Origin of the sequence: Saccharomonospora sp. CUA-673 (assembly GCF_001942305.1) — a bacterium.
GTDB lineage: Bacteria > Actinomycetota > Actinomycetes > Mycobacteriales > Pseudonocardiaceae > Prauserella.
Genome location: NZ_MKKE01000012.1, coordinates 1 through 24,937 on the forward strand (window position 1 = coordinate 1; position 24,937 = coordinate 24,937).

General features: G+C 70.6%; 24 protein-coding genes and 2 pseudogenes. 14 read left to right on the top strand and 12 right to left on the bottom strand.

Features of this window, described 5'->3' with window-relative positions; all coding sequences use genetic code 11:
- Positions 1-330 precede the first annotated feature (330 nt).
- The 4 genes and pseudogenes from BJF85_RS07475 to add all read right to left on the bottom strand — a co-directional run bounded on the left by BJF85_RS07475 (position 331) and on the right by add (position 4,454).
- Entirely contained in the window at positions 331-1,764 is a 1,434-nt protein-coding gene (locus BJF85_RS07475) for a VWA domain-containing protein (RefSeq protein WP_075846339.1), read from the bottom strand.
- A complete protein-coding gene (locus BJF85_RS07480; RefSeq protein ID WP_075846340.1) occupies positions 1,761-2,666 on the bottom strand; it encodes a MoxR family ATPase in 906 nt (301 codons plus the stop codon). Before BJF85_RS07480 ends, BJF85_RS07475 begins: the two co-directional genes overlap by 4 nt.
- 70 nt (positions 2,667-2,736) lie before the next feature.
- Positions 2,737-3,512: pseudogene (locus tag BJF85_RS07485) on the bottom strand (putative protein N(5)-glutamine methyltransferase).
- A gap of 9 nt (positions 3,513-3,521) precedes the next feature.
- Positions 3,522-4,454 (bottom strand): adenosine deaminase, encoded by a 933-nt coding sequence (gene add / locus BJF85_RS07490; protein WP_075846341.1) that lies wholly within the window; start codon positions 4,452-4,454, stop codon positions 3,522-3,524.
- Between the two features lie 356 nt (positions 4,455-4,810).
- On the opposite strand from add, the pseudogene BJF85_RS07495 reads away from it, so the two are divergent.
- Positions 4,811-5,505: pseudogene (locus tag BJF85_RS07495) on the top strand (lysophospholipid acyltransferase family protein).
- Between the two features lie 141 nt (positions 5,506-5,646).
- On the top strand, positions 5,647-6,387 hold the full coding sequence (locus BJF85_RS07500; RefSeq protein WP_075846342.1) for a DUF3626 domain-containing protein: 741 nt from the start codon (positions 5,647-5,649) through the stop codon (positions 6,385-6,387).
- A gap of 39 nt (positions 6,388-6,426) precedes the next feature.
- Here the strand turns inward: BJF85_RS07500 and BJF85_RS07505 are convergent, their stop codons facing one another.
- Entirely contained in the window at positions 6,427-7,446 is a 1,020-nt protein-coding gene (locus BJF85_RS07505) for an aldo/keto reductase (protein WP_075846343.1), read from the bottom strand.
- 134 nt (positions 7,447-7,580) lie between these two features.
- Here BJF85_RS07505 and BJF85_RS07510 point away from each other — a divergent pair, with 134 nt between their 5' ends.
- The 3 genes from BJF85_RS07510 to BJF85_RS07520 all read left to right on the top strand — a co-directional run bounded on the left by BJF85_RS07510 (position 7,581) and on the right by BJF85_RS07520 (position 10,806).
- A complete protein-coding gene (locus tag BJF85_RS07510; protein WP_075846344.1) occupies positions 7,581-8,180 on the top strand; it encodes a TetR/AcrR family transcriptional regulator in 600 nt (199 codons plus the stop codon).
- A gap of 26 nt (positions 8,181-8,206) precedes the next feature.
- Complete coding sequence (locus BJF85_RS07515; protein WP_075846345.1) at positions 8,207-10,105, top strand: prolyl oligopeptidase family serine peptidase; 1,899 nt, start codon at positions 8,207-8,209, stop codon at positions 10,103-10,105.
- Positions 10,106-10,197: 92 nt separating this feature from the next.
- A complete protein-coding gene (locus BJF85_RS07520) occupies positions 10,198-10,806 on the top strand; it encodes a LysE family translocator (protein ID WP_075846401.1) in 609 nt (202 codons plus the stop codon).
- A 10-nt stretch (positions 10,807-10,816) separates the two neighbouring features.
- Here BJF85_RS07520 and BJF85_RS07525 read toward each other — a convergent pair whose 3' ends face one another.
- A complete protein-coding gene (locus tag BJF85_RS07525; protein ID WP_075846346.1) occupies positions 10,817-11,740 on the bottom strand; it encodes a hypothetical protein in 924 nt (307 codons plus the stop codon).
- Between the two features lie 227 nt (positions 11,741-11,967).
- Between BJF85_RS07525 and BJF85_RS07530 the strand changes: the two genes are divergently transcribed.
- From BJF85_RS07530 to BJF85_RS29825, 3 genes are all read left to right on the top strand, one after another.
- Positions 11,968-12,624 carry an MSMEG_1061 family FMN-dependent PPOX-type flavoprotein gene (locus BJF85_RS07530; RefSeq protein WP_255375471.1) on the top strand — a complete coding sequence of 219 codons (657 nt, stop codon included), beginning with the start codon at positions 11,968-11,970 and terminating at the stop codon, positions 12,622-12,624.
- Between the two features lie 116 nt (positions 12,625-12,740).
- The gene (locus BJF85_RS07535; RefSeq protein WP_255375472.1) at positions 12,741-13,508 is read left to right on the top strand and encodes an alcohol dehydrogenase catalytic domain-containing protein; all 768 of its coding nucleotides are present in this window, start codon (positions 12,741-12,743) and stop codon (positions 13,506-13,508) included.
- Positions 13,391-13,750 carry a zinc-binding dehydrogenase gene (locus BJF85_RS29825; protein ID WP_255375473.1) on the top strand — a complete coding sequence of 120 codons (360 nt, stop codon included), beginning with the start codon at positions 13,391-13,393 and terminating at the stop codon, positions 13,748-13,750. Before BJF85_RS07535 ends, BJF85_RS29825 begins: the two co-directional genes overlap by 118 nt.
- 30 nt (positions 13,751-13,780) lie before the next feature.
- Here BJF85_RS29825 and BJF85_RS07540 read toward each other — a convergent pair whose 3' ends face one another.
- Positions 13,781-14,191: a hypothetical protein gene (locus BJF85_RS07540; protein WP_139320517.1), complete on the bottom strand. Its 411-nt coding sequence runs from the start codon at positions 14,189-14,191 to the stop codon at positions 13,781-13,783.
- Between the two features lie 66 nt (positions 14,192-14,257).
- On the opposite strand from BJF85_RS07540, the gene BJF85_RS07545 reads away from it, so the two are divergent.
- On the top strand, positions 14,258-15,103 hold the full coding sequence (locus BJF85_RS07545) for a glycerophosphodiester phosphodiesterase (protein ID WP_255375474.1): 846 nt from the start codon (positions 14,258-14,260) through the stop codon (positions 15,101-15,103).
- Positions 15,104-15,144: 41 nt separating this feature from the next.
- On the opposite strand, the gene BJF85_RS07550 is transcribed toward BJF85_RS07545, so the two are convergent.
- Positions 15,145-15,834 carry a transglycosylase family protein gene (locus tag BJF85_RS07550; protein ID WP_075846348.1) on the bottom strand — a complete coding sequence of 230 codons (690 nt, stop codon included), beginning with the start codon at positions 15,832-15,834 and terminating at the stop codon, positions 15,145-15,147.
- 191 nt (positions 15,835-16,025) lie between these two features.
- Between BJF85_RS07550 and BJF85_RS07555 the strand changes: the two genes are divergently transcribed.
- From BJF85_RS07555 to BJF85_RS07575, 5 genes are all read left to right on the top strand, one after another.
- Positions 16,026-17,450 (top strand): MFS transporter, encoded by a 1,425-nt coding sequence (locus BJF85_RS07555; RefSeq protein ID WP_075846349.1) that lies wholly within the window; start codon positions 16,026-16,028, stop codon positions 17,448-17,450.
- Between the two features lie 27 nt (positions 17,451-17,477).
- Positions 17,478-18,341 carry a thymidine kinase gene (locus BJF85_RS07560; RefSeq protein ID WP_075846350.1) on the top strand — a complete coding sequence of 288 codons (864 nt, stop codon included), beginning with the start codon at positions 17,478-17,480 and terminating at the stop codon, positions 18,339-18,341.
- Positions 18,342-18,588: 247 nt separating this feature from the next.
- Positions 18,589-18,930 (top strand): RNA polymerase-binding protein RbpA, encoded by a 342-nt coding sequence (locus tag BJF85_RS07565; protein WP_075846351.1) that lies wholly within the window; start codon positions 18,589-18,591, stop codon positions 18,928-18,930.
- Between the two features lie 112 nt (positions 18,931-19,042).
- Positions 19,043-19,780 carry a carbon-nitrogen hydrolase family protein gene (locus tag BJF85_RS07570; protein ID WP_222844466.1) on the top strand — a complete coding sequence of 246 codons (738 nt, stop codon included), beginning with the start codon at positions 19,043-19,045 and terminating at the stop codon, positions 19,778-19,780.
- Between the two features lie 202 nt (positions 19,781-19,982).
- Complete coding sequence (locus BJF85_RS07575) at positions 19,983-21,116, top strand: hypothetical protein (protein ID WP_075846352.1); 1,134 nt, start codon at positions 19,983-19,985, stop codon at positions 21,114-21,116.
- Between the two features lie 6 nt (positions 21,117-21,122).
- Here the strand turns inward: BJF85_RS07575 and BJF85_RS07580 are convergent, their stop codons facing one another.
- From BJF85_RS07580 to BJF85_RS07595, 4 genes are all read right to left on the bottom strand, one after another.
- A complete protein-coding gene (locus BJF85_RS07580) occupies positions 21,123-22,319 on the bottom strand; it encodes an RNA polymerase sigma factor (protein ID WP_222844467.1) in 1,197 nt (398 codons plus the stop codon).
- Positions 22,316-22,717, bottom strand: a complete 402-nt coding sequence (locus tag BJF85_RS07585; protein WP_075846353.1) for a YciI family protein — start codon at positions 22,715-22,717, stop codon at positions 22,316-22,318. The genes BJF85_RS07580 and BJF85_RS07585 overlap by 4 nt, the downstream gene beginning before the upstream one ends.
- Positions 22,718-22,830: 113 nt before the next feature.
- Complete coding sequence (locus tag BJF85_RS07590; protein WP_075846354.1) at positions 22,831-24,126, bottom strand: tyrosine-type recombinase/integrase; 1,296 nt, start codon at positions 24,124-24,126, stop codon at positions 22,831-22,833.
- Positions 24,123-24,887 (bottom strand): polyprenol monophosphomannose synthase, encoded by a 765-nt coding sequence (locus BJF85_RS07595; protein WP_075846355.1) that lies wholly within the window; start codon positions 24,885-24,887, stop codon positions 24,123-24,125. The genes BJF85_RS07590 and BJF85_RS07595 overlap by 4 nt, the downstream gene beginning before the upstream one ends.
- Positions 24,888-24,937: the final 50 nt, after the last annotated feature.

The following is a 24,937-nucleotide window of genomic DNA, read 5'->3' on the forward strand; positions in this document are numbered from 1 at the left end:
CGACCTAAAACCGAACCATCACACTCGCAAGTCAGGCGCAACCAAAAACCAAACCCGCCAAGCCAACCCCCGAAACCCTTGCGCCTGACTGCAGTGTGATACCCAAAAGCCGAGGTCGAGGGATGACACTTCCCAGGCGGCAACGCCGCCCAACATCCCGGAGGCCTGCCCGCCGGCGAGGCATCGTCACCCCCACGTCACGAAACGCCGACACAGCAACGTGAATCGCCAACACAGCGACGCAGAACGCTAACACGGCGACGCGAGTTGCCAACACGGCGACGCGAACTGCTGACACGGCGGGAAACACAAAACGGCCCCGCACAACCCCTATTCCGGCAGCAGCCGCCCAACAACCCGGGTCAACTGGCGAACATTCCGACACTCGAACATCGGCACAACCCGCGCATACCGATGAGCCTCGGAATCCCCACTACCCCAAGCCCCGGCCCCTTCGGGATTCAACCAGTAAACATGCCGTGCCCGATCAGCAATTTCCCGCAGGGCGGGCAAATTGGGAGGAGCCCCGTTGGTCCGCCCGTCACCGAGAATCAACACGCTCGTCCGCGACCCGAGAGCATCGGACGAGCCGTCGACGAAGGTCTGGAGTGCGCCGTCGTAGTCGCTGCTCATGCCCATGCGGGTGAGGTCGGCTTCGGCGTGGATGCGGGCGGCGAGGTTCTCGGGTTCGTCGCGGCCGGCGCGGACGAGGTGGGTGATCTCGTCGGTGCGGCCGACGAAGGCGAAGCTGCGTACCTTGGAGAACTGGTCGCTGAGGGCCTGGGTCAGGAGGAGGGTGAATTGGGCGAAGCCGGCAACGGAGCCGGACATGTCGCACAGGAGCACGAGTTCGGGGCGGCCCGGGCGCCGCTTGCGCATGACGGGCCGCATGGGCACGCCGCCGGTGGCGAGGGATCGGCGGACGGTGCGGCGTAGGTCGATCTGCCCGCGGGCGGCGCGGCGCCGCCGGGTCGCGAGTCGGCTGGCGAGTTTGCGGGAGAGGGGCCACACGGCGCGGCGGAGGTCGGCGAACTGGTCGGCGGTGGCGCTGGTGAAGGTGACGAGTTCGGTCTGCGGGGCGACGGCGTGGCGGGCGATGCGGTCGCGACCGCGCAGTTCGGCGGTGCGCCGGCGGGCCTCGTTGCGGACCTGGTCGGTGAACGCGGCGATCCCGGCCTCGGCCTCGCGTTCGGCCAACGCCGCGGACGCATCATCGCGGAACCCGGCACCGTCACCCTGCTCGCGGGTAGCGCGGATGGCCTCTCGCAGCCGCGCGCGCAGCGCCTGCGGCCGCACCTCGCTGAGGGTCTGATGTGCCGACCAGCCGCTCAACTGCGCCGAGCCCGTGCCGGACCCGGCTCCCGACCCGGAGTCTCCGGTGCGCGCCGCGCCGTACCCGCCGAACATGTCGACGCCCGCCGCCGCCAGCGCGCGCACCTGCGCGTCGTCGCCGGAGACGAGGGCGTCGAGCAGCGCGTCCCGTAGCTGCCGCGGCGTCTCGGGCCGCTGTTGGTCGGTTCCGGCCGTGGCGCCGTGGGCGGCGGGGAAGTAGACGTCGAAGACGCCGTCGAACACCGGGCGTTGCGCCGCGCCGCGCAGCACGCTGGCCGCGAGCGCCTCCCTCAGCTGTTCCCGGTCGTCGAAGCCGATGAGTTCGGCGGCCGCGGCCGCGTCGACGGTCTCCCCGGTCCCGACGGCGATGCCGTGTTCGCGCAGCGAGCGCACGAACTCGACGAGCCGGTCGGCGGCCGCGCGGGCGGTCACGACACCGCACCCGCCGATTCGCCCGCGGGGGAGAGCACCCGTTCGAGGCGCAGTTCGCTGAGCGCCTTCTGCTGGTCGGACTCGTACTTGAGGATCACGCCGAGCGTGGCGCGCACGACGTCCTCGTCGAGGCTGTCCGCACCGAGCGCCAGCAGTGTGCGGGCCCAGTCGACCGATTCGGCGATGGACGGCGCCTTGCGCAGTTCCAGTTCCCGCAGCGCGGCGATGACCCGCACCAGCGAGGCCGCGAGTTCGCCGTCGAGCTCGGGCACGCGCAGCGTGACGATGTCGCGTTCGAGGTCGGCCGAGGGGAAGTCCAGGTGCAGGAACAGGCAGCGCCGTTTCAGCGCCTCGGAGAGCTCGCGCGTCGCGTTCGAGGTCAGCACCACGAGGGGAGTGCGCGTGGCGGTGATCGTGCCGAGCTCGGGCACGGTCACCTGGAAGTCGCCCAACACCTCCAGCAGCAGCCCTTCGACCTCGACGTCGGCCTTGTCGATCTCGTCGATGAGCAGCACCGTCGGGTCGGGGTTGCGGATCGCCGTCAGCAGTGGGCGCGAGAGCAGGAATTCCTCGCTGAACACGTGGTCGCGGGTGGCGTCCCAGTTCTCGTCCTTGGCCGCGGTGATGCGCAGCAGCTGGCTGGCGTGGTTCCACTCGTACAGCGCGCGCGACTCGTCGATGCCCTCGTAGCACTGCAGGCGGATCAGTTCGCTGCCCGTCGCCGCGGCCATGGCGCGCGCCAGTTCGGTCTTGCCCACGCCCGCGGGCCCTTCGACGAGCAGCGGCTTGCCGAGCCGGTCGGCCAGGAACACTGTCGTCGCGACGGCCGTGGAGGCCAGGTAGCCGGCCCCGGCGAGCCGCTCGACCACGTCGTCCACCGACTCGAACACCGCATCACTCATGGGGGCATTGTCTCCTAAGCGGGCGCTCAGTCGCTGCCGAGTGAGAGAATTCATCCCGCCGGAGGCACGGTCACGGTGCCGGAGGAAGGGGAGCGGCGCCGATGACCGCAGTCGCGCCGAGCTCGTCGCACGTGTCGACGCGGGCATCGAGCCCTGCTTCGGCGAACGCCGCGACGGCGGCGTCGGCCTGGGCCTCGCCGGTCTCGCTGAGCAGGTGGCCGCCGGGGGACAGCCAGTCGGGCGCGCGCGGGTGACCCGGCGGAGCACCTCGAGGCCGTCACCGCCGCCGTCGAGCGACAGCGACGGTTCGTGGTCCCGCGCCTCCGGGGGCATCGCCGCGATGGCCGCCGTCGGCACGTACGGCACGTTCGCGACCACGACGTGGACCCTGCCGCGGAGCTCGGGCGGCAACGCGGCGAACAGGTCTCCCTCGTGGACGCGGCCGGGCAGGTTCCGGCGGGCGCACCGCACGGCGGCGGGGTCGAGGTCGGCAGCGTGCACCAGCGCGTCCGGCCGTTCGTGGACGAGCGCGGCGGCCACCGCCCCGGAACCGCAGCACAGGTCGACCGCGACTCCGCCGGGCGGCAGCAGCGCACGGGCCCGTTCGGCGAGGAACTCGGTCCGCCGGCGCGGCACGAACACGCCCGGTTCGACGCCGATCCGCAGACCCCGGAACTCGGCCCACCCGAGCAGGTACTCGAGGGGTTCACCGGCGACGCGCCGGGCGATCAGGCGCTCCAGCTCGGCGGTCGCGCCGCCGGTCGCGTCGTCGAGCAGGGCCGCTTCCTGCTCGGCGAACACGCACCCGCCGGCACGCAACCCGCTCACGACCCACGACTCCGCCACCGCGCCAGGCTAGTGCGCGGCGCCGAACCTCGCGGTGAAGGCATGGCGACGGATGCGCTCGGCGGCGTCGTCACCGACGAGGTCGCGCGCCAGGTCGTACTCCCGGCTGAGCCGGGTGTTGCTGACCGACGGGTTGTCGGTGCACAGCGCGACCGGCACACCCGCGGCGACGAGTGCGCTCAGCTGGTGGTGCGCCCGGTCGGTGGCCGCCCCGGTCTGGACGTTGCTGGTGATCGCGACCTCGAGGGTGATGCCGTCGGCGGCGAGCCGGTCGAGCAGCCGGGGGTCCTCGGCCGAACGCACGCCGTGCCCGATGCGCCGGGGACGCAGGTGGCGCACGGCGTCCCACACGCTCTCGGGGCCGGCCGCCTCGCCGGCGTGGATGGTCACGGGCACGCCCGCGTGGTGCGCGCGGTCGAACGCGGCGGCGAACCGGGCGACCGGGAAGCCCGCCTCGTCCCCGGCGAGGTCGACGCCGACGAGCCGGTCGGTGTGCCGGAGCAGGGCCGCCATCTGGTGGTCGGCCGCGTCGGGCCCCTCGTCACGCACGACGATGCCGATCAGTCCCACGTCGATGGGCAGCCCGTGGCTGGTGGCCGCGTCGGCGACGACGTCGACGACGGCATCGGCGTCGAGGCCGGTCATGCCGGCGACGAACCGCGGGCTGAAGCGGAGTTCGAGCGCGCCGAGTCCGTCGTCGCAGGCGTCGGCGATCGCCTCGCGGGTGATTCGTGCCCAGTCGGCGGCGCGCGTCGCGTGCCGGGCGGCGTTCTCGATCTTGGCGAGATAGGGGAGCAGGTCGCCCTCGAGGCCGGCGACGAAATCGGTGCGCCGGGGCTGTGCGCCCGTGCGCAGGGCCAGTTCGTGGGCGGTGGACGGGCGGATCGAGCCTTCGAGGTGGCGGTGCAGATCGGCCAGGGGAGCGGTAGCGGTGTCGGACATGGCAGGACCTTCGTTGGAGAGAGGCGGGAAGTGGACACACGTCGGGCCCGGGGCCCGGGGACGTGGGTCAGCCGCGAAGGTCCATGCGGTAGCTGTGGTCGCCGAAGACCGCGAACACGCGATCGGCGGAGGCGACCCGAGCAGCACGCATGCGCCGGATCGTAGAACGACGGGCGAGCGACGTTCAACCACCGCAGCCGGACGCTGCACCGGCCCGTTGACGCCCTTCGCGACCTGCGTCGACGCCGCTCCAACTGTGACTGGTGACCCACGTGCGAGCGGGTAAACCTACGGTTGCGTAGCCTGGCGGAGTGGCAGAGATCGTGTACCCGCCCGTTGTGCTGGCGGCCAAGACCATGTTCCGGGTGCTGGACAACCGACTGCGGGTGACGGGCACCGAACATGTCCCGCAGACGGGCGGCGCCGTGATCGCGTGCAATCACGTGAGCTACCTGGACTTCATCTTCTGCGGTCTTGGGGCGCAGCCGGCGAAGCGGCTGGTGCGGTTCATGGCCAAGAAGGAGATCTTCGACAACCGGATCGCCGGCCCGTTGATGCGGGGCATGCACCACATCTCCGTCGACCGCGCCGCGGGCAAGGCGCCTACGACGAGGCGGTCGAGCGGCTGCGCGCCGGCCAGGTCGTGGGCGTGTTCCCGGAGGCGACGATCAGCCGGTCGTTCACGGTCAAGCCCATCAAGTCGGGCGCCGTGCGCATGGCCGCCGAGGCCGGCGTCCCGGTCGTGCCGATGGCGCTGTGGGGCACGCACCGGCTCTGGACGAAGGGCCGCCCGCGCACGCTGACCAAGCGGCACGTGCCCGTCGACATCCACGCGGGCGAGCCGTTCCACCCGAGCCCGGACGACGACCCCGAGGCCCTGAGCGGCAAGCTGCGCACCCGGATGCAGGAGATCCTCGACGGCCTGCAGGCCAACTACCCGGAGCAGCCCGCCAACGAGGACGAACGCTGGTGGCTGCCGGCACACCTCGGCGGCACCGCGCCGACCCCCGAGGAAGCCGCCGCCCTCGACGCCCGCAGCAAGAAGGACTGACGCCGCCCCGCCGGGAGCGGGAAGCACGGGCTCGTCGTCGATGTCGCCCATCCGGTCGTGCGCAGGGGGAGCGATGCCTACGATCCGATCATGGGCGCGCATCGTGGCGATCGCCCTCGGCCCGCGTCTCGGGTCGAGGCGGTGACGCTGCAGTTCCACCCCGATTGGCCGCACGGCGAGCGGAAGGTCATCCAGTCGCTCGCCGCGGACGGGGTGTACCGGTCGCAGTTCACGACCGGTGTCTCCAACGGTGGACTCACCGCGTTCCCGGGCGGGGACCGGTGGCGGTGGGAGAGCAGGCTGTTCGAGGGCCGCTACGACCACCGGCCCGCGGAGGAGCGCCCCGTGTACGGAGCCTGGAACCGCGGCGCTGATCCGTACGGTGGCGCGATCCGGTTCGGTTCGTCGTACCTGCGACTCGACCCCTCCGTGGTGGGCCGCGCGACGTTCTGTTTTCCGGACTCGGCATGGGAGCCGACCGCCATCGGTGACGTCACGCTGCTGCCGGCGCTGTGCAGCATGGCCGACGAAGCGGAGCTGGACGACCTCGACAACGGCGTCGAAGCCCATGTGCACGGCGCCGTGACCCTCGACCGTGACGTCGACGCGATTGTCCTCGACCCGTGCTTCGCCCACACGGACGTCGAGGATGCGGCCACACGAACCGGCTGCCGTGTCGAGTTCCATGCGGGTTTCGTCGCGACGCCCGACGACTTCGACGAGACGTATCGCGGTGCGCACATCGTCGAGCTAGCCCGGGAACTGGGACACGTGCTCACCCCCGACGTCGTCGGTGACGCCGCCCGTCGCGGGGAACATCCGCGGCAGTGGATCAAACAGGTGTGGCACTGCCTGGCCCGGTTCGGCCGGGCACGCGAGTAGGAGAGTGGTCGCATGCCCGGCGCTTGCCCCGCCGGGAGGTCAGCGGCGGCGCAGGGACGCGTCGAGCAGGGCGGGTGGTGTGTCGTTCTTCTCGTGTGCTGCCAGGTCCACGCCCGGTGGGACGATCTCGTCGATCGCGTCCAGCACATCGGCCGGCAGCGCGGTGTCGGAGGCGGCCAACTGCGAGGCGAGGTGATCCGGCGTTCGCGGTCCGATCAGGGCACTTGTCACGCCGGGGTGTGCGGTGACGAACCCCAGTGCGAGCTGGATCAGGGTCAGTCCCGACTCGTCGGCGAGGGCCGCGAGTTTCTCGACGGCCTCCATCCTCACCTGGTTCGCCGGGTCCGACAGGTCGAAGCGTTGCGGCATGAAGCCCGAGCGGTGGGTCGAGACCTCGTGGTCACGCCGGACCGCTCCGGAGAGCCACCCCGAGGCGAGCGGGCTCCACACCAGCAGCCCGAGGTCGTACTCCTGCGCGACCGGCAGCACGTCGCGCTCGATGCCGCGCTGCAGCATCGAGTAGCTGGGCTGCTCGGTCACGAACCGGCGGGCGCCGGTGCGCGCCGCGGCCCACTGTGCCTGCACGATCCGGTAGGCGGGGTAGGTCGACGTGCCGAAGTGTCGAATCTTCCCCTCCCGCTGCAGGTCGGTGAGCGCGGCGAGGGTTTCCTCGTCGCTGGTCGCCGGGTCCCACCGGTGGATCTGGAAGAGGTCCACATGGTCGACCCCGAGGCGGCGCAGGCTGTCGTGCAGGGCGATGGCCAGCCAGCGTCGCGACGCGCCCCTCCTGCCGATGCCGTCGCCCATCGGCAGGCCGGCCTTGGTGGCCAACACGACCTCGTCCCGGCGTCCGGCCAGGGCTTTGCCGAGTAGCTCCTCGGACTGGCCCGCGCTGTACGCGTCAGCGGTGTCGACCAGGTTGATTCCGGCCTCGAGCGCCGTGCCGACCAGGGCGTCGGCGTCGGCCTGGCCCGTGTCGCCGATCTTGCCGAAGTTCATCGTGCCCAGTGCCAACGAGCTGACCTGGATGCCTGTGGTTCCGAGCGTGCGGTACTGCATGAGCGTTCTCCCCGTCGTTGCCGGTGCGGCGTGTGTCTGTGTGCTCTGCGGTGATCGGTATGCCACCATGAATCCGGAACACTGTTCCGGAACGACAATACGGAACACGGTTCCGCTTCACAAGGAGGACGTCCATGCCCGCAGGCGACATTTCGTCGCAGGAGACGCAGGCGCGCGGCCGCCGCGTCGACGCGCGCCGCAACGAGAGGACTCTTCTCGACGCGGCCGCACGCGTGTTCGCGGACCAGGGGGTCGACGCGCCGGTGCGTCAGATTGCCACCGAGGCCGGGGTAGGCGTGGGAACGGTGTATCGCCACTTCCCGCAGCGGTCCGATCTCGTCATCGCCGTCTACCGGCACCAGGTCGACGCCTGCGTCGAACTCGGCGAACGGCTCCTGGACGGCGACTCCGCACCCTTGGCCGCGCTGGAGGAGTGGGTCGACGCGTTCGTCGACTTCCTGGTCACCAAGCACGGCCTCGCCGCTGTGAGCGGAACGGAGAGCGATGAGGGAGGGCTTCACGCGTACTTCCTCGACCAGCTCCTGCCCGTGTGTGAACGACTCCTCGCAGCGGCACGTGATGCCGGCGACATCTCCGCCGGCATCGGCGCCTACGAACTCATGCGCGGCATCGGCAACCTCTGCCTGTTCGGCGGCGACGAGACCCGGTACGACGCACGCAAGCTCGCCCATCTCCTACTCGCGGGCGCGGTATCGATCTCAAAGCGCCACTGACCCGCCGCTGTTGGCAGACTGATCTCGTGACAGCGCTGACCGCGGAACTCGTGGTGGACGGCCGCGCGCCGCGGACCCCGGTGCTCGCTCCGAACGGTAGACGGCTCTGTTATGCCCTCGTGCCCCTCAGCCGCCCAGGGGACCACTTCGACACCGAACTCTGGATCGTCGACACCGACGAGGGCACGACATGGCGGGCGACCACCGACATCGCCACCGAATCACGGCCACGTTGGTCCGCGGATTCGAACACGGTGTTCTTCCTGTCCGACCGCGGACAACGCGGCACCGCCCAGGTGCATCGGCTGGCCCTCGCGGACGGCGTGGCAACGGCGGTGACGAACTGGCGCGCCGGGATCGTCGACCACCTGCCGCTCGCCGATCCCGACATGGTCGCGCTACTGGCCGAGGACGAACCCACCGCGCAGGACGAACAGCGCGCCCGGGACCGGGATGACGCCGTTGTCGTCGGCGAGGGCGAACGGCCCTGCCGGTTACGCCTGCTCGACCTACGCACGGGACAGATCACCACCCCGGATGCGTTCGGCGACCGGCACGTCGTGGAACTGCAGCAACGTCCCGACGGTGGCCCGCTGGCCGTGTTGAGCAGGTCGTGTACTGACAAGGACTACGGCCCCCGCACCGGCGAACTGCACCTGTTCGACCCCGCGACGGGCGCCACCGTAGACCTCGGCACGGTCGGGGTGGAGGCACGCTCCTTGGCATGGTGGCCGGACGACGACGGTTGGCATCTCGGCTACATCGCGCTGACGCCACCGACTCTCCACGCCGGAAACGCCGTGTTCGATCTGGCCGTGCACAGCCGCGTCCAACGCAACCGCACCACCGGCCTGTCGATGTGCCCGATCGAACTGCACCAGACCGAGGCCAACCCACTAGTTGTGCTCGCCGACGGTCTGAACACGACCCTGGCGCGGCTCGACGACTCCGCTCCCACGACCTTGTCACAGCACTCCGGAGGTCTCGACGAGCTCACCGCGACTCCCGCAGGGGAGATGGTCGCGGCACTGGCCGGTACCCGCTACCGGCCTGCGAACGTCCACGTGGGGCCGGCGCACGGTCCGTTGCAACGCATCACCAACACCCGGCCGGAACTGAACGACATTGCATTCGGGTCGCAGCAACCACTGTCCTACCGTGCCGCTGACGGTCTCGACCTGGACGGGCTGCTCGTGCTGCCGAAGGGGAGAGCCGCGACGGACGGGCCGTTCCCGCTTGTCACCGTCGTGCACGGGGGTCCCTACGACCGATACGCCGACGACTTGCAGCTGCCCTGGGTGCCCAGCGCGCAGTGGCTGGCCACCGCCGGCTACGCGGTATTCCTGCCAAACCCGCGAGGAGGTCAGGGCCACGGTCATAAGTTCGCTCACAGCGTCGCAGGCCGTGTGGGACAGGAAGAATGGACCGACATCCTGACCGGCATCGAGCTGCTTATTACCAAGGGCATCGCTGATCGGGACCGGTTGGGGATCGCCGGCGGAAGTCACGGCGGGTTCTTGTCCGCGTGGGCCGTCGGACAGACCGATCGGTTCCGTGCGGCAGTCGTCCTTGCCGGCGTCATCGACTGGGGCATGCTGGCCGCGACCGGGGAGAACGGGCAATTCGAAGCGGCCCTCGGCGGCAGCACCGGCTTGTCCGGCATTGGTCCGCACCCGCACGACGCCGTCAGTCCGGCCTCCTTCGCCAGTCGGGTCCGCACTCCGGTGCTCCTTCTTCACGGTGCCGACGACCCCAATGTTCCCCTCGGACAGTCGGTGTACTTCCACCGGGCACTGCGCCATTTCGGCGTTGAGCACGAATTCGTCATCTATCCGCGAGAAGGACACGCTATCCGCGAACGGAATCATCAGCTCGACGTGCTGTTCAGGACACGCGAATGGTTCGACCGCTGGCTCCACCCGTGATCCAGGGAGCCCACCGCAGCAATAATCCGACTGCGACAATCAGCTGACACGCGGCATTCCCAAGTCCGCGTGGCATCCCTATGCTGCGCGGCATGTCCACGGCGTTCCTCGTGACCGCGCTCGTCATCGTCGCCACTCCCGGAACCGGTGCTCTGTACACGATCGGGACCGGTCTCGCGCGCGGCACCAAGGCCGGCATCCTCGCTGCCTTCGCGTGCACCCTTGGGACGGTGCCCCATCTGGTTGCGGCGATCACCGGGCTGGCAGCCGTGCTGCAGGCGAGTGGCGTCGCGTTCGCGGTCATCAAGTACGCGGGCGTCGTCTACCTGCTCTACATGGCCTGGGCGACCTGGCGGGACAGGGGAGCGCTGTCGGTTGACTCCGGCGACTCCAAGGCCTCGGCGCGGACGGTGATCTATTCGGGCATCACGCTCAACTTGCTCAATCCGAAGCTGACGATCTTCTTCTTCGCCTTCCTTCCGCAGTTCGTGCCCGACGGCAACGGGGCGACGGCAACCATGTTGGGCCTGAGTGCGGTCTTCATGCTCATGACGTTCGTGGTCTTCGCGGCCTACGGCATGTTCGCGGCGGCGATGCGCGACCACGTGCTGACGCGGCCCCGCGTCGTTGCGGCCATGCGCAAGCTCTTCGCCGCGACCTTCGTGGCTCTCGCCGGGCGACTCGCACTGCAGAGCCGCTGATCCCGCCGGCTCAGGCGTCCGCACGGCGGAGACGTTCGGGTGCCTGCTCCTGCAACGCCGATGGAGCCCCAGTGGTGAGACGGTCGTGCAGCGCTTCCCAGCGGAGGTCGTGCGTCACGACCCAGAGGCCGGCGGCCCACACGAGCTGTTCCTCCTCGGCGGTGAACGCGCGGCCGCGCGCAGCCTGGTAGGCGTTCAGGAACGCTTCGGTGCTGTCGAGCGGAGGAAGCGTGGCCGCTCCCGTCTTCGGGAAGGCGACACTCGCGGCGCCGACCAGCGCCGCTTCCGGTTGCCACGCCAGACTGTCCCAGTCGTGCACCATCCACACGCGACGACCGCGCCATCGGAGGTTCTGCGCCTCGAAGTCCGCATGTCCCAGAACGCAGGGGAGGTCGGCGGCCAGCAGTCGTCGCCGAGCCCTGGCGGCGACAGTGGTCACCCGGGAAGGGACGAGGTTCTGATCCTTCTCGTCGAGAGCGTCGATCGGGGGCCACAACTGTGTGCCCGCGTGATCCCAGCGCACCCAGCGCGGATTCGGCAGCGGCGGTGTGACCCGGACCGACGCCAACCCGGCCATCAGGTCCGCGAACACATGGGCACACCGGACGGCGACGTCCGCCCAAGCGCCGTGCAGAACGTCGCCGCCAGGCCGGAATTCCTCGGCATGCACGGCCAGTGCGCCGACAGTGTCAACGTGGGTCAGCGGGCGCGGACAGGGGAGAGCCATCTCGGCCAGCCGGCTCTGTGCGGCCACACACGACGCGGCGCGGCCGTCCTCGGGGCGGGCTTTGACGACGAGTTCCGTGCCGTCGACCAGACGGAGACCGACGACGTCCGAGATCGATCGGTGTCGGAACAGGATGGTGTCGGGTCGGCTGCCGAGGTGGTCGAGACACCACGTCGGCAGCCAGCTCGGCAGCGCGTCCGGCGACACAGAGGAAACTGTGCCACGAGCGCTCGATGTTGGCGTGAGTGTCGCCGGTTGGGACGTATGCCGGGAGAGGGTGTTCGAGAACCGGTTCCACCGGACCCTCAGAACACTACTTAACATAATGTCCATTATCGGCACTGAACCTGTACCGACGGAGGGCGCTGCGCAGGCCGAGTGATGTCCCCTTCGTCCGGACCGCCGTGATCGCGGGCTCGCGTACCGTCGGTGTCGTGACCATCGACGATCGCACCACCGCTGACGGGTACGCCGAGATCACCGACGTCGCGACGCTCACCGAGTTGCTCGGCGAGCCCATCGCGCGCGTGTGGACCAAGGAACGTCAGGCGCTCGACGCCATCGACCGCGACTGGCTCGCCGCGTCCCCGTTCTGCTTCATGGCCACCGCCGACGCCGACGGACGCTGTGACGCCTCACCGAAGGGCGATCCGGCCGGACAACTCGTGCACGTCGTCGACGATCGCACCATCGCCATCGCCGAACGTCCCGGCAACCGCCGCGCCGACGGCTACCGCAACATCATCGCCAACCCGCACGTCGGCCTGAACTTCCTCATCCCGGGCCGCGGCGACACCCTGCGCATCAACGGACGCGCGCGACTACTGCGGGACGCACCGTTCTTCGACGAGATGATCGTCAAGGGTCACCGGCCGATCCTCGTGGTGCTCGTCGAGATCGACCAGATCTTCTTCCATTGCTCGAAGGCATTCCTGCGTTCCGAGCTGTGGGAACCCGAAACGTGGAACCCCGAGAGCCGCGTCGCCCGCCGGGCCGTCATCGCCGACCGCCTCGAGGGCACCGGCATGAGCCTCGACGAACTCGACACCTACTACGGCGAGGCGTACCGGAAGAAGCTGTACGGCGGCTGAGACCCGCCTCTCCCCTTCGAGAACAACATCCAGCCACGCACCGCAATTACGTCACGGTGACGACGGGCGTGACCCACGTGCGGCATCCCGACGCGCAGTGCGGAATCGTGGGAGGCATGAGCACCACGCACACCGCCATCGGATACACCGCCAACCTGCCCGCCACCGACCCGGAGTCCCTCGTCGTCCGGGACGTCGACACCGCACAGCCCGGTCCGCGTGATCTGCTGGTGGACGTCCGGGCCGTGTCGGTCAACCCGGTCGATCGGAAGCTCCGTACGGGCGCTCCCGCCGACGGGTTCCGCGTACTGGGGTTCGACGCCGCCGGCGTCGTGCGCGCCGTCGGTGCCGAGGTCAGCCTGTTCGCACCCGGCGACGAGGTGTTCTACGCCGGAACCATCGACCGTCCGGGGACGAACCAGCGCTTCCACCTCGTGGACGAACGGATCGTGGGCCCCAAGCCCGCGTCCATCTCGTTCGCCGACGCCGCGTCGCTGCCGCTGACGGCGATCACCGCATGGGAAACCCTGTTCGATCGGTTCCGCCTCACCGAGGACAGCACGGGGACGCTGCTGGTCGTCGGCGCGACGGGCGGCGTCGGGTCGATCCTGCTCCAACTCGCCGAGGCGCTCCTGCCCGGCGTCCGCGTGATCGCCACCGCGTCCGACGCCGAACGGCAGGCCTGGGTCCGTGACCTGGGCGCGAGGACACCGTCAACCACCACGGAGACCTGTCGGCCGAGGTGCTCGACCTGGCCCCCGGCGGCGTGGACTGGCTCTTCACCGCCCATTCCGAGGGGCAGATCGAGACGTACGCGACCATCGTGCGGCCCTTCGGCCAGATCGTCGCCATCGACGACGGCCCGCGGGACGTCGAGCCGCTGAAGCCGAAGAGCATCACGTGGCACTGGGAGCTGATGTTCACCCGGCCGCTGCACCAGACGGCCGACATGGCCGAGCAGCACCGCCTGCTCACCGAGGTCAGCAGGCTCACCGACGCGGGCTCGGTGCGCCCGACGACCACCGAGACGCTCACGCCGATCACTGCGGAGAACCTGCGTCAGGCGCACGAACGCATCGAGCACAACCGCACGGTCGGCAAGATCGTCCTGCACGACTGGGAGTAAACGCACGCAGTCGAGCGCGGGACCGGTCGGTCAGCGGAGGGCTTCGATGTCGCCGGCGATCCGGCCGACCTCGCCGGCGAGCTTCTGCAACTCCTCGCTGCCTGCGCCGTCGCTGGCCGCGGTGGCGACGTCCTCGGCGGCGCAGCGCAGTTGGAACAGCCGATCCTGCAGCGCGGCGATCTCCTCGCCGGACAGCACGACCGCGTCCTCCGGAAGTCCCGTCCGCTGCACGGCCGTGCGCCGCTCGTAGGCGCGCTGACGGCACGATTGACCGCAGTACCGGCGCCGGCGGCCCGGCTTGGCACCGCGTTCGGGCGCGGCCTGCTGGCCGGCCGGCGTCGCGGGCGGGCTCTGTTCCAGGGAACGGCCGCACCAACCGCAGTGTTGCGGCACCGGCGTCCGGAGTGCCCGGAGCTCCTCACGGGTCGGCGAACTACTCACCACGCAGACCCTAGTCGGCAACGCCTCGTCCATGCCGCGGCCACGCCGGTCCGGCACACTGGGGGCGTGGCGCAGACACCTCGGAAGCATCCGTACCTCGAGGCCCCGCTCCCCCGTGCCCTCGCTCACCGCGGGTGGCACCTCGGCGACCTGGACGGCATGGAGAACTCGCTGCCCGCGTTTCGGCGCGCCGCCGACGAGGGCTACCGCTACATCGAGACCGATGTGCACGCGACCTCCGACGGCGTGGTCGTCGTCCACCACGACGCACACCTGGACCGCACCACCGACGGCGTCGGGCCGATCGCCGAGCAGCCGTGGAGCGCCGTGCGCCGCGCGAAGGTCGGCGGACGCGCCGCCGTGTCCCGCCTCGAGGACGTCCTCGAGGAACTGCCGGACACGCGGTTCAACGTCGACGTCAAGGCCGACAGCGCGGTCGAACCATTCGTGGACGCTGTCACCAGGGTCGGCGCGTTCGACCGCGTCGCAGCTGCCGCCTTCTCCGACGCGCGCCTGTCGCGTCTGCGCACGCTGGCCGGCGAACAGCTCATCACCGCGTGCGGGCCGCGTTCGGCCGCGGTGCTGTGGGCCAACGGCTGGGTGCCGTTCCTGCGCCTCGGATTCCTCAACCAGGGCGCCATGGCGCAGGTGCCGCGCCGGCGCGGCCCGATGACCGTCGTGGACAAGGCGTTCGTGCGCTCGGCCCGCAACGCCGGCGTCGAGGTGCACGTGTGGACCATCGACGACCGCGACGAGATGCGTGACCTGCTCGACCTCGGCGTCGACGGCATCGTCACCGACCGTCCCGACGTGCTGCGCGCGCTGCTGCGCGCCCGCGGCGAGTGGGCGGGCGCCTCGGAGCAGACACCCGCGCCGACACCCACGCCCGCGGACGAGTCGGCGCCGCACTGAGCCGAACCCGTCACGCCTGCGTCATCGCACATCCGGCCGAACTACCGCGGTGCCGTGCCCTCCCAGGCGGCCTTCCACGTCTTCGGTCCGAGCCTGCCCGAATCACGGATGTCGTTGGCGCGCTGCAGGTCCAGCACGGCTTCCTTCGTCTTGTCGTAGTAGCAGCCCGTGCCCTGGAAGTCGTAGCCGAAGTCGTTCATGCGCAGCTGGAACGTGCGCAGGGCGGGCGCGCAGTCGCCGTAGGCGTAGACCAGACCGGACCACTCGGGCATCGCCCCGGTCTCCGGCGCCGGTGCGGGCGTGGGCGCCGGGGTGCCCCCGCCGCCGATGTAGGCGGCCTCGGCGCGGGACGGCACGACCTTGCTGCGCGCGTCCTCGTCGTCGACCAGGCCGACCATATTGGCGCATTCCCACGGCTGCCAGCCGCGCATGCGGTAGAGATACAGGGCGCGATAGTCCTGTTCGGCCGGGCTCGCCTGATCGGGACGACCCGTACCGCCGACGCTCTGCCAGGTCGGCAGGTCGAACTGGTAAGCACCGTAGTAACCGGTTCCGGTGTTCACGTGGTACCGCTCGGTCGATTCGCACATGCGGAGCTTGGCCCAGTCCGCGTGGCTCGGGTCGGCGGATGTCGGCACGGCGAGCGCGAGTTGGGCGCCGAGTGCGGCCATGGCGATGAGGAGAAGCTTGGCAAAACCCCGCGTCAGACCGCGGAATCGGCGTCTGTCCATAACAGCACGGTAAGTAAACCGGACAGGAGTCACAACAGGCACACTGGAAACGGCAGTATCACATACCACATGCGGGGGATGTTTCAGCGACACGCGGCTCGCCCACCGGCGGGCGCGGACACGCACGAACCCGTGCGCTGCGACGAGTCGGCGGCACGGGATGAACGACCACAGGGAACACGGGGACACACATGACGGAAACGCCGACGGGGCCGACGCCGCCCGCGGACGTGAAGCAGCGGAAACGGGAGCAGCGCGGCTGGTACATCTACGACTGGGCCAACCAGGCGTTCAACACGTCGGTCATCACCGTGTTCGGTGAGCTCTACATGAGTTCGGTCGCCGCGGACGCGGCGCGCAGTGACATCGAGAGGAACGGGCCCGGCGCGTGCACCGGTCCCGACGGCCACGAGAACCGCCTCGTGGACTGCGACATCTCCGTGCTCGGCCTGACGTTCCCGGCCGGATCCCTGTGGGGCTACCTGCTGGCCGTGGCCACGGTCGTGCAGGTGCTCGTGCTGCCGATCGCGGGGGCGATCGCCGACCGCAGCCAGCGCAAGAAGTTCATGCTCGGCCTGTTCGCTCTCATCGGCGCGGGCGCCACGGCGCTGTTGTTCTTCGTCGACGACGGCCGCTGGGAACTCGGCGCGCTGCTCTACATCATCGCCAACATCGGCTACGGCGCCTCGATCGTCACCTACTACGCCTTCCTGCCCGACATCGCCACACCCGACGAGCGGGACAAGGTGTCCTCGCACGGCTGGGCGTGGGGATACCTCGGCGGCGGCACCGCACTGGCGCTGCAGCTCGCGTTCTACCTGAACCGGGACTTCTTCGGCATCGGCGATTCGATGGCCGTGCGGATCTGCTACGTGCTGTCCGCGTTGTGGTGGGCCGGCTTCACGATCATCCCGCTGCTGCGACTGCGTGAGCACCAGGCGCCGCACGGCCGGGAGAAGGGCCTGAGCGTGTTCACGGCCGGCTTCGTGGAGCTGAAGCAAACGGCGAAGGCCGCGATGGCGCTGCCGTTGACGCTGGCGTTCCTCGGTGCGTATCTGGTCTACACCGACGGCATCAGCACGGTCGTGAACGTCTCGGCGCAGTACGGCACCGAGGAGTTGCGCTTCCCCGAGGAAGTCATGATCGTGACGGTGCTGGTCATCCAGTTCGTCGCCTACTTCGGGGCGTTGCTGCACGGGTACGCGGCCCGGTATTTCGGGGCGAAGAAGGTGATCCTGGTCAGCCTGCTGGTGTGGGTGGGCGTGCTGATCTACGCCTACTTCGTGGAGGCAGGCCAGGAACTGCAGTTCTACACGCTCGCGGTCGGCATCGGCCTGGTGATGGGCGGGACGAACGCGCTGTCGCGGTCGCTGTTCAGTCAGATGATCCCGCCCGGCAAGGAGGCCCAGTACTACTCGCTCTACGAGGTCGGCGAGCGCGGCACGTCGTGGCTCGGGCCGTTGCTGTTCGCGGCGGTCGGCCAGGCCACGGGCACGTTCCGGTACGCGATCCTGGCGCTGATCATCTTCTTCGCGATCGGGTTCGTGCTGGTGCTGTTGATCCCTGTGAGAAGGGCCATCGCGGCGGCCGGCAACCGAGAGCCTGCGGTCCTGTAGGCCGGGAAACGGCTAGGGTGACCCGCCGTGACAGCGCTGGAAAGCCCCGGAGCAGACCCGACCGACGCGCTCTCGGCGGTCCCCGCGTGGGGGTCCCGTCGGGAGCTGCCGAACGTGGGGCGGATCAAGTTCTCGTACGGCCCGATGGACTGCGGGAAGTCGACGCTCGCGCTGCAGATCGACCACAACCTGGCGCGGCAGGGTCGGCAGGGGTTGCTGCTCGTGAGCAACGACCGTTCCGGGCCCGGGCAGATCACGAGCCGGATCGGGATCACGCGGGAGGCGTTGGAACTCGACGTCGACACCGATCTGCGGACCGTGGTGCGGCAGGCGTGGGAACAGGGCACGCACGTCGACTACCTGATCGTCGACGAGGCGCAGTTCCTGTCCCCCGGGCAGGTCGAGCAGCTGGGCGAACTGGCCGACGAGGCCACGATCGACGTGTACTGCTTCGGCATCGCGACCGACTTCCGCAGTCGCCTCTTCCCCGGGGCGCAGCGGCTGTTCGAGTTGGCCGACGAGTTGCAGCCGGTACAGGTGGAGGTGTTGTGCTGGTGCGGGCTGCCCGGACGGTTCAACGCGCGCGTCAGCGGCGACCGGGTGCTGCGCACCGGCGACACCGTGGTCGTGGCGGACACCGCCGACACCGTCGACGCGCCCGGTGATCCGGACGCCACGGACACGCCGCCGGTTCCCCCGACCGTGCCCGGCGACCCATCCTGCACCTCCGGTGAGGACGGGGCGGGGTCCTCCGCGGAGGTGAATCATGCGACACCACGGACGCAGAGAGAACCGGCTACCGTGCGTTACCAAGTACTGTGTCGGCGGCACTACCGCCTCGGCGATCTCGGACCCGCGGGTTCGGGTCACGGTCAGCTCCGGTTGACCTGAACCGTTCACCGGCCCGACAGAACGCCAGGTCACCCGCATGGGGGATGCTCGGTGAGAAAGGACCGCATCGACGCGTCATGTGGAGGCAGTGGCCGTCTCCCTTCCAGGAGAAGCTGTTTACCCGGGGACATGTGCGAGCCGTGGGTAACGATTCGGGTGAACGGGGAATGAACCTGGCACCCGTGCTCGTTGCACTCGGTGAGCGTGACCCTGGCTCCAGACCGGGAGCCGACTGAAAGGACTCATCATGGCCGACCGTGTTCTCCGTGGAAGCAGGTTGGGAGCGGTTAGCTACGAGACCGACCGCAATCACGACCTCGCTCCGCGGCGTAGCGTGCGCTACGCCTGTCCGAAGGGCCACGAGTTCGAGGTTCCGTTCTCCGACGACGCCGAGGTCCCCGCGACCTGGGAGTGCCGACTGCACGGCAGTGAGTCGGACATCATCGAGGGCGGCCAGACGGAGCAGAAGGAGGCCAAGCCTCCGCGTACGCACTGGGACATGCTCCTGGAGCGCCGGTCGGTACCCGAACTCGAGGAACTGCTCAACGAGAGGCTCGAGGAGCTCAAGGCCCGCCGCGGTCGCTCCTGAGCCCGAGTGAGGCTTCGCTCCCACCACTGAGGACGGCGCCCGCACCTGACTCCCAGGTGCGGGCGCTGTCGTGTGTGCTCGGCCGGGACGAGCGTGTGCTTGGCTGGTGGGCGTGAACGACGACCTGCTTGCCGTGGCGGTGGCTCAGCCTGCGACGTCGGCGCGGGATGTTGCCGGCAACGCCGTGCGGCATGCCGAGGCGGTCGAGGCTGCCGGGGCGGCCGGCGCCCGGGTGGTCGTGTTCCCCGAGCTGTCGGTGACGGGCTACGAGCTCGGTGCGCCGCCGGTCGATCCGGACGATCCGCGGCTCGACGTGCTCGCCGAGGCGTGCGCGCGCACGGGAACGGTCGCCCTGGTGGGTGCCCCGGTGCGCAGTGCCCCACGCGGCGCCGCGGGTGTGCACATCGCGATACTCCGCATCGAGGACGGCATTCGCGAGGTCGTGTACCGCAAGCAGTTCCTGGGCGGCAACGAACCGCGGCACTGCATCCCCGGGCCCGGACCCGCACTCGTCGACGTCGACGGATGGCGCGTCGGCCTCGGCATCTGCAAGGACACCGGGCAGCCCCGGCACATCGCCGCCATGGTGCGGCTCGACCTCGACCTGTACGTGGCGGGCCTGGTCCACCGGCCGGAGGAACTCGCCGAACAGGATGCCCGCGGGTTCGTGCTGGCCCGGGCGTGCGGCTCCCCCGTCGCGTTCGCGAGCTTCTCCGGCCGCACCGGCGACGTGTTCTCCGAGACCGCCGGCACCTCCACAGTCTGGTCCGCCGACGGCACCGTGTTGGCCCGCGCCGGCGACCGCCCGGGTGAGGTCGTCTCCGCGCGCGTGTCCCGTCCCCGGCGCTGACTCACCGTCCTCCCACTCCCTCCGGCCCTCTCCCCCGGCCGAACTCCCCTGCTCGACGGCCTCTGACGGGTCCTGAGACCGCCGGATCACGCCGTCCGCAAACTCGGCTACAAAATGTATGTTCTGTAGCTGTGCAGTGTTCTAGTTCCATAACTTCTAACCAGAGTTATAAGTTATCAAACTCATGACCTAGGCTTGCGGCATGAGCTCGGACGCTGTGACCGTGACGTTGCCGGAGGCCCAGACGGCGCTGTGCGGATTCCGCCATTGCCGGCACCCGTTGCCGCCGCCCGGACCGCGCGGCGGACGGCCGTACGAGTTCTGCCCCGACCGCGTGTGGCCGGGCGGCAAGTCGTGCAAGCAGCTCGCCGCCGCGGAACAGGCACTACGCGACGCGCTCGGCGAAACCGATCCCCCGACCGCCCTGCGCGACGCGACCGACACGTTCGCCGACGCCGCACGGCAGGTGCGGGAGCCGCTGCAGGCGCTCAGCGGCGTGCTCGAGACGGTCTCCGCGCGGATGGAGGACGAGCTCACCGCCGCCGCGGCCCGCGCCGATCAGGCGGATCGTGCGGCCTCCGACGCCGCGCAGGCACAACACGACGCCGAGGAACGCGCCCAGGAAGCCGAGCGGGAACGCGACGCCGCGGTTGCCGAGGCGCAGCAGGCCCGCACCGAGGCCGCCGACGCGACCGCGACCGCCGAGCGGGCCGTCGCCGAGGCCGATGCGGCCGGACTCGCCAGGGCCCGGGCCGAGGCGACCGCGGAAGCGGCCATCGACCGTGCACGCCGCGCCGAGGACGAGAACAAGGTCGTCCGCGCCCACGCCGACGAACTCGTCCAGCGCCTCGACGAGCTGCGTGCGCAACTGGCCGAACGCACCGGCGAGCGCGACACCGCCCACGCGGCCCTTGAACAGCACCGCGAGCGCAGTCGCGACCTGGAACGCAGCCTCACCGAACGCCTCGACACGACCGGATCGCACCTCGAACAGGCCCGCGCTGACCTGGCGTCCGCGGCCGAACGCGAACGGGAACTCCGCGGCAGGCTCGACGACCAGGCCGAAGAGCACCGCGTCACCGAACGGGCACTGGCCGACGCTCAGGCCGACGTCGCCGCGCACCGGGCCGAGGCCGAGCGGCTCCGCGACCGGATCGGCACGGCCGAACGCGAGCGCGACACCGTCGACCGCGTCCTGCACCGCATCAACGACGCGGTACTGGCCGCCGACTCCGACGCCACACGCGAGGACCCGGGCGCGCTCCGCGAACTCGTCCTCCGCGAACTCCTGACCAGGACGAACCCACCCGACGACGCGGACCCCGGCCGCCCCTGACCCTGGTCAGTCGTCCCCGGCCAGCTGTTGCCGGATGCGGGCGGCTTCGCGGGTGAGGGCGTCGCGTTCGGCGACGCTGGTCGCGGCGCGGGCCGCCTCGACGTACAGGTCGGCGGCGTGGTCGAGCTCCCCGAGGCGTTCGCGCAGGTGGGCCGTCACGGCGACGTAGCGGGGCAGGTCCGGGCTGACGTCGGCCAACGCGGCCAGCCCGGCATGCGGTCCGTCCGCCTCCCCCACGGCCACCGCCCGGTTGAGGCGTACCACCGGGCTGCCGGTGAGGCGCAGGAGTTCGTCGTACCACTCGACGATCTGCGGCCAGTCGGTCTCGGCGGGGGTCGGGGCGTCGGCGTGCAGCGCGGCGATCGCGGCCTGTGCCTGGTACTCGCCGAGCCGGTCGCGGGCCAGGGCCGCCTGGAGGATGTCGACGCCCTCGGCGATCAGCCGGGTGTCCCACAGGCCGCGGTCCTGCTCGGCGAGCAGGATGCGCCGGCCGCCCGCGGTGGTGCGGGACGCGCGGCGGGCGTGGTGCAACAGCATCAACGCCAACAGCCCATGGACCTCGGGGTCGTCGGTCGATGCGGCGAGCTGGCGGGTGAGCCGGATGGCCTCGGCGGCGAGGTCGAGGTCGCCGCCGTGGCCCTCGTTGAACACCAGGTACAGCACGCGCAGGATCGTTGCCAGGTCGCCGGGTTCGTCGAGTGTGCGGCCCGCGAGCCGCCGTTTGGCGCGGCTGATGCGCTGCGCCATGGTCGCCTCGGGAATCAGATACGCCTCGGCGATCTGCCGCGTCGTGAGGCCGCCGACCGCGCGCAACGTCAACGCGACCGCCGAGGCAGGCGGCAACGTCGGATGCGCGCACAGGAAGAACAACCGCAACGTGTCGTCGGTGTCGGGAGCGTCGGTGTCGGGAGCGCTGCCGTGCGGGGGCTCGCTCTCGACGGCCCGCTCCCGTTCCCGGCGCGCGGCGTCGGAGCGGACGGTGTCGAGGTATCGGCGCCACGCGGCGGCGATCAGCCAGCCCTTCGGGTCGCGCGGCGGGGCGCCGGGCCAGGTCTCCCAGGCGCGGATCAGCGCCTCCTGCACGGCGTCCTCTGCCGACGCGAAGTCCGCTCCGCGCCGGCAGAGGACGCCGATCACCGCGGGGACGAGCCCCCGCAGCTGTGGCCCGTCCACCGGGATGCCGGTCGTGTGGGCATCATTCATTCGGCCACCGGCGGGGCGGTCAGGAAGGGCCGCACCTCCAGCCACTCGTGGATCGGCTTGCCGCCGGCACCGGGTGCGGCCGACAGCTCACCGGCCAGTTCGACGGCACGGTCCCACGAGTCGACGTCGATGATCATCCAGCCCGCGATGAGGTCCTTGGTCTCGGCGAACGGCCCGTCGGTGACGGGCGGTTCGCCCTCGCCGTCGTGGCGCACCCAGGCGCCGTCGGGTGCGAGGGCCTGTCCGTCGACGAACTCGCCCGTCCCCTCCAGGCGTGCCGCGAAGTCGTTCATGTACTGCATGTGCGCGTCGACCTCGTCGGGGGTCCAGCGGTCCATCGGGACGTTGTTCACCGCCGCCGGGGCTCCGCGGTAGTGCTTGAGCAGCAGGTACTTCATGGGGTTCTCCTCAGCTCGGTCCGTTGTGCACCCCGGGGACGGAGCCGAACCCGCGTTCTCGACACCCGCCGACGTGACGTGAGTCACTCTAGCGCCCGCGGATTGCGTAGGGGTCAGTCCTCGTACCAGGCGTCGGCGACGAGGTCGACGGCGCTGCGCTCCGGGTCGGGGGCGGCGTGGTCGTAGACCTTGCGGGTCGTGTCGATGCTGCTGTGCCCGACGTCGCCCTGCACGTGGGCGAGGTCGGCGCCGGCCTCGACGGCGGTGGTGACGTAGAAGTGGCGCAGCGCGTGCGGATGCAGCGCGTCGGCGACGTCCGCGAGTTCCGGTCCGGCCGAGGCGGCCACGCGGCGCAGCAGCTGCCAGATCGCCTGGCGTTGGAAGCGCCGTCCCGTCCGTGTGCGCAGCAGCGGGCGTTCCGGTGCCGCTGCCGTCCTGTTCGCGGCATCGGCCGGGACGGGTTCCGCGCGGGTCGTGGTGGAGCGTTGGGTCTCGCGGACCTGTGCTCGGTAGGCGGTGATCGCGGCGTCGGCCGGGGCGCTCAGGTACACGATCCGTGTCTTGCCGCCCTTGCCCGTGACCCGCAGTGCGCGGCGGCCCCTGGTGACGTGCAGGTCGGACTCGTCCAACTCGCACAGCTCGCTGACCCGCAGGCCGAGCGTGAACAACGCGACCACGGCACCGGACCGGGCCACGTCGAGTGCGCTCGCTCCCCTGCGCGGCGCGGCGGCCGCGGCGTGCAACGCCCGCACCTGGGAGGCGGTGAGCGTGACCGTGCTGGTCGCGCTCGTCGACGCGGCCGACAGGCCCAGGCGTCGCCGGCTCAGCGCGGCCGGGTTGCCGTCGGCCAGGCCGGTGTCGGCGACGTGGGCGTACAGGGTCTTCACGGTCGCGAGCAGGCGGTCCCGGGTCGCGGGTGCGGCGCCGGCCGCGGTCACCGCGTCGAGCCACGCCTGCACGTCGCGGGTCGTGGCGCGGACGGGGTCGAGCCGGCGGGCGGCGCACCACCGGAACCAGTGCAGGCTGCGCAGTCGACCGCGCGGTGCGGGCGGTGGCCCCGACCGTTCGGCTCCGGGTTCGGGTGGCCGGAGCTGCACCGCGGCCACATAGGACGCGACCGCCTCGACCCAGCTGCGTTCGACGCCGGTCGTCCAGTGCTCGAGGTCGGCCGCCGACACGGGCAGCCCCAGGCCCTCGGCGTAGGTGCGGCGGGTGCGGACGTTGCCGTAGCCGCTCAACCAGTCCGCCACGGCAACCAGCAACGCGGCCGGATCGGCCACCCCCGGCCACACCTCGTCGGTGTCCATCGGCACGGCACCGTCGACAGGCTCCACAGCGCCCGCAGAGTCCACCGTGCCCGCTGCGTGCACGGCGCCGGCCGGGTCCCGATCGGACCGGGGTCGGGTCATCGCCGTTGCAGGAGCCGGCGCAGTTGGCCGAATCGGCGCTGCACTCCCCACTGCGCCACGCGCACGACGGCCTCGCCGATGATCGAACCGTCCATCTTGGACGTGCCGACCTCGCGTTCGGTGAAGGTGATCGGAACCTCGACGATGTCGAAGCCCTCCTGCGCGGTGCGCAGGGTCAGGTCGATCTGGAAGCAGTACCCGGCGGAGACCACATCGGACAGCCGCAGCGTCGCCAGGACGTGCGCGCGGTAGGCGCGGAAACCGGCGGTCATGTCGTTGACCGGAACGCCGAGCGCGACCCGCGAGTACACGTTCGCACCGCGCGAGAGGACCTCGCGGTGCTTGGGCCAGTTGACCAGCGCGCCGCCGGGCACGTAGCGCGAGCCGATCACCAGGTCCGCGTCGCCGAGGGCCTCGATCAGCCGCGGCAGGTCCTCCGGGGCGTGCGAACCGTCGGCGTCCATCTCCACGAGCGTGGCGTAGTCGCGCTCGAGACCCCAGCGGAAGCCCGCGATGTAGGCGGCTCCGAGGCCGGCCTTCTCCGTGCGGTGCAGCACGTGCACCCGCTCGTCGCCGGCAGCGATCTCGTCGGCCAGCTCGCCGGTGCCGTCGGGGCTGCCGTCGTCGACGACGAGCACGTGCGCCTCGGGCAGGTGCACGTGCAGTCGCTGCAGGAGGGGCGCGAGGTTGTCCCGCTCGTTGTACGTCGGGATGATCACCAGCACAGGTTCGGTCGTGCCCCTGTGCGTGTCCTCGGCCATGCTGCTCCCCTGCGTCCTTCGCCTACGAGTCCTGTGCCTGCGCGTCCCGT

What these genes read in the sequence shown, in the direction of transcription:
- BJF85_RS07575 (WP_075846352.1), top strand. Translation starts at nt 19,983, where the DNA reads ATGAGCTCGGACGCTGTGACCGTGACGTTGCCGGAGGCCCAGACGGCG.
- BJF85_RS07535 (WP_255375472.1), top strand. Translation starts at nt 12,741, where the DNA reads ATGAGCACCACGCACACCGCCATCGGATACACCGCCAACCTGCCCGCC.
- BJF85_RS07550 (WP_075846348.1), bottom strand. Translation starts at nt 15,834, where the DNA reads ATGGACAGACGCCGATTCCGCGGTCTGACGCGGGGTTTTGCCAAGCTT.
- BJF85_RS07595 (WP_075846355.1), bottom strand. Translation starts at nt 24,887, where the DNA reads ATGGCCGAGGACACGCACAGGGGCACGACCGAACCTGTGCTGGTGATC.
- BJF85_RS07590 (WP_075846354.1), bottom strand. Translation starts at nt 24,126, where the DNA reads ATGACCCGACCCCGGTCCGATCGGGACCCGGCCGGCGCCGTGCACGCA.
- BJF85_RS07580 (WP_222844467.1), bottom strand. Translation starts at nt 22,319, where the DNA reads ATGAATGATGCCCACACGACCGGCATCCCGGTGGACGGGCCACAGCTG.
- add (WP_075846341.1), bottom strand. Translation starts at nt 4,454, where the DNA reads ATGTCCGACACCGCTACCGCTCCCCTGGCCGATCTGCACCGCCACCTC.
- BJF85_RS07505 (WP_075846343.1), bottom strand. Translation starts at nt 7,446, where the DNA reads ATGCAGTACCGCACGCTCGGAACCACAGGCATCCAGGTCAGCTCGTTG.
- BJF85_RS07565 (WP_075846351.1), top strand. Translation starts at nt 18,589, where the DNA reads ATGGCCGACCGTGTTCTCCGTGGAAGCAGGTTGGGAGCGGTTAGCTAC.
- BJF85_RS07555 (WP_075846349.1), top strand. Translation starts at nt 16,026, where the DNA reads ATGACGGAAACGCCGACGGGGCCGACGCCGCCCGCGGACGTGAAGCAG.
- BJF85_RS07520 (WP_075846401.1), top strand. Translation starts at nt 10,198, where the DNA reads ATGTCCACGGCGTTCCTCGTGACCGCGCTCGTCATCGTCGCCACTCCC.
- BJF85_RS07480 (WP_075846340.1), bottom strand. Translation starts at nt 2,666, where the DNA reads ATGAGTGATGCGGTGTTCGAGTCGGTGGACGACGTGGTCGAGCGGCTC.
- BJF85_RS07510 (WP_075846344.1), top strand. Translation starts at nt 7,581, where the DNA reads ATGCCCGCAGGCGACATTTCGTCGCAGGAGACGCAGGCGCGCGGCCGC.
- BJF85_RS07585 (WP_075846353.1), bottom strand. Translation starts at nt 22,717, where the DNA reads ATGAAGTACCTGCTGCTCAAGCACTACCGCGGAGCCCCGGCGGCGGTG.